Annotated in this window: 4 protein-coding genes; all 4 read left to right on the top strand. The window is 52.6% G+C overall.

Annotated elements, in window-relative coordinates; all coding sequences use genetic code 11:
* The coding region (locus tag KKC1_RS16455; RefSeq protein WP_192868295.1) for a metal ABC transporter solute-binding protein, Zn/Mn family at nucleotides 1-348 on the top strand (348 nt) is incomplete at its 5' end.
* Nucleotides 349-355: 7 nt separating this feature from the next.
* Nucleotides 356-1,066, top strand: a complete 711-nt coding sequence (locus KKC1_RS15565; RefSeq protein WP_088555339.1) for a metal ABC transporter ATP-binding protein — start codon at nucleotides 356-358, stop codon at nucleotides 1,064-1,066.
* A gap of 27 nt (nucleotides 1,067-1,093) precedes the next feature.
* Nucleotides 1,094-1,945: a metal ABC transporter permease gene (locus KKC1_RS15560; protein WP_088555338.1), complete on the top strand. Its 852-nt coding sequence runs from the start codon at nucleotides 1,094-1,096 to the stop codon at nucleotides 1,943-1,945.
* 51 nt (nucleotides 1,946-1,996) lie between these two features.
* Entirely contained in the window at nucleotides 1,997-2,431 is a 435-nt protein-coding gene (locus KKC1_RS15555) for a Fur family transcriptional regulator (RefSeq protein ID WP_192868294.1), read from the top strand.
* The last annotated feature ends 91 nt before the right edge of the window (nucleotides 2,432-2,522 follow it).

Below are 2,522 nucleotides of genomic sequence, written 5' to 3'. Positions count from 1 at the left end.
GGTGTTTCCCGCCGGGAGATAGTAGTCTCCCATGCGGCTTTCGGCCACCTGGCCCGCCGCTACGGCCTGAAGCAGATACCTATTATGGGCCTGGCACCGGACGCAGAGCCGAGTCCTGCCCGACTGGCCGAATTGGCAAAACTATGCCGGGAAAAAGGAATAAAATATATCTTTTTCGAGGAATTGGCCAGCCCCAGGGTAAGCCGGACATTGGCCCGGGAAGTAGGGGCGGAAGTTCTGGTCTTAGATCCTTTGGAAGCCCTTACCCGGGAAGAAACGCAACGGGGCCGGGACTACTTTTCCGTTATGGAAGAAAACCTGGACCGGCTGAAAAAAGCACTGGAGTAGATCGGTTATGAAGCAAATTCTGGAATTTAACAAGGTGAGTTTCAGTTATGGCGACAAACCGTTATTGAGAGAGATTAGCTTTAAGGTTGCCAAAGGAGATTTTGTGGCTCTGGTAGGGCCTAACGGTTCCGGGAAAAGCACCCTTTTGAAACTGGCCCTGGGTATCCTGAAGCCTCAACAGGGAACCGTAAAACTGTTCGGCCAGGATGTCTGCCGATTCCGGGAATGGTCCCGGGTAGGTTACGTAGCCCAGAGAAACGGGCATTTGAACCCGGCTTTCCCAGCGACGGTGGAAGAAGTGATAGCACTCAATCTTTACGGGCGGGTGGGGCCCTTTCGCCGTCTGCGGCAGTGTCATCGGAACAAGATTAAAGAAGTGTTGAAAAAGTTTGGGTTGGAGGAGTACAGCCGGAGCCGCTTGGGAAACCTGTCGGGGGGCCAGCAGCAAAAGGTATTTATCGCTAGGGCTTTGATGAATGATCCGGAGATTGTCTTTCTTGATGAACCGGCGACCGGACTGGACCGGCAGACCCAGGAGCAAATCCACGAATTGTTGGGAAGATTAAATCAAGAGATGGGAATTACCCTGCTGGTTATTACCCACTACCCCGGACTGATTGCCCATAAGGTTAACCGTCTCTTTTGCCTGGAAAACCAGAGGCTTCATGTACATGCCGGGACTGACACTGGGTACGAGGAACTGTTTCATTATCATTAGATGGGTTTTAGATGGGAGGAAAGGCTGGTGCCTGAAATATTGCAGTACGGCTTCATGCAGAGAGCTTTGCTGACGGGAATAATTATAGCCGTGGTCTGTCCGACCATCGGTTTGTTCTTGGTGCTGCGGCGCCTGTCCATGATCGGGGATACCTTGGCTCATGTATCCCTGGCCGGAGTGGCTTTGGGACTGGTAACCGGGCTTAACGTCCTTTTGTCTTCCCTGATCTTTACCGGGCTGGCAGCCCTCGGTTTGGAAAAACTGCGTCGGGCCTACCACCAATACGCGGAGATAGCGGCGGCCATCATGTTGTCCTTTGGGGTAAGTCTAGCGATAATTCTGGTAGGGCTGGGCCGGGGAGATACATCCGGCCTGTTTGCCTACCTATTCGGCAGTCTGGTGGCTATTTCACCTACCGACTTGGTCTTAATAGCAGCCATCGGGCTGGTGGTAATGCTGGTAGTAGTGTGGCTTTACCGGGAGTTATTTTATATTTCTTTTGATGAGGAAGGAGCCCGCCTGGCCGGAGTGCCGGTGGGGGCAGTCAACCTTGTTTTTATGTTTCTGGCTGCTCTGACGGTTACGGTGTCTATGCGCATGGTGGGCGTTTTGCTGATTTCTTCCCTGATGGTACTTCCGGTAGCCACCAGCCTTCAACTGGCGGGGAGTTTCCGGCAGGCCCATTTGGGAGCGGTGGCAGTTGCCTTGTTTTCCGTTATTGCCGGCCTGTTTCTGGCCTATTATCTGGATACCCCGCCGGGTGGTACCATAATTATGGTATCTGTTTTTCTTCTGGTATTGGCACTGGCAGGCAAAAATGTTTTAAGCAGCGGTCAACAGGAAGACGGCCTGAGTGTCGACCCGGGTGTTGACGCCTGAGAGCAAGCTTATATACAATGATTGTAGGCTGTAATAAAGGAGACGATCGCTTTGTCCAAGTTAGCGGACCTGGAGGAAAAGCTAGCCGAAAAGGGATATAAAATTACCAATCAGAGGCGGGCCATTTTGGAAGTTTTTTTGCAGGCAGGAGCCCAGTATCTGACTGCTCAGGGCCTTTTCGAAAGAGTGCTGAAGAAACTGCCCCGCACTAATTTTTCCACCGTGTACCGCAATCTGGGGGTGCTTAAAGGGGCGGGCATCATTTCTGAGGTGGACACGGGTCAAGGTACGAGCGGGTATGTGCTCACAGCAGATGACAGTCATCATCACCACCTGGTCTGCCGTTCCTGTGGACGTATGCGGAAGATTGACTTTTGTCCCCTGCAGAACGGGAGAGAGTTTGACTGGTCCGGATTTGTCCCTCTGGAACATAAATTTGAGATTTACGGCTACTGCCGGCGATGTGCGGCTCAACTGGCTGAGTAAGTCCCGCAAATAGGGGCTTTTTTTTGTGCGCCCGGCATGGGCGTTAACTTGGTGGTGAAAGTCCACTGCAGGCGAGGCAGCACGAGTCTGG

It is taken from the genome of Calderihabitans maritimus (assembly GCF_002207765.1).
In the GTDB taxonomy this organism is placed as follows: domain Bacteria; phylum Bacillota; class KKC1; order Calderihabitantales; family Calderihabitantaceae; genus Calderihabitans; species Calderihabitans maritimus.
The sequence above is the reverse complement of the archived record's forward strand: the minus strand, read 5'-3'. Positions and strand labels throughout refer to the sequence as shown.

Excerpts from the sequence above, each read along its gene's own strand:
- KKC1_RS15565 (WP_088555339.1), top strand. The coding sequence starts at position 356 with ATGAAGCAAATTCTGGAATTTAACAAGGTGAGTTTCAGTTATGGCGAC.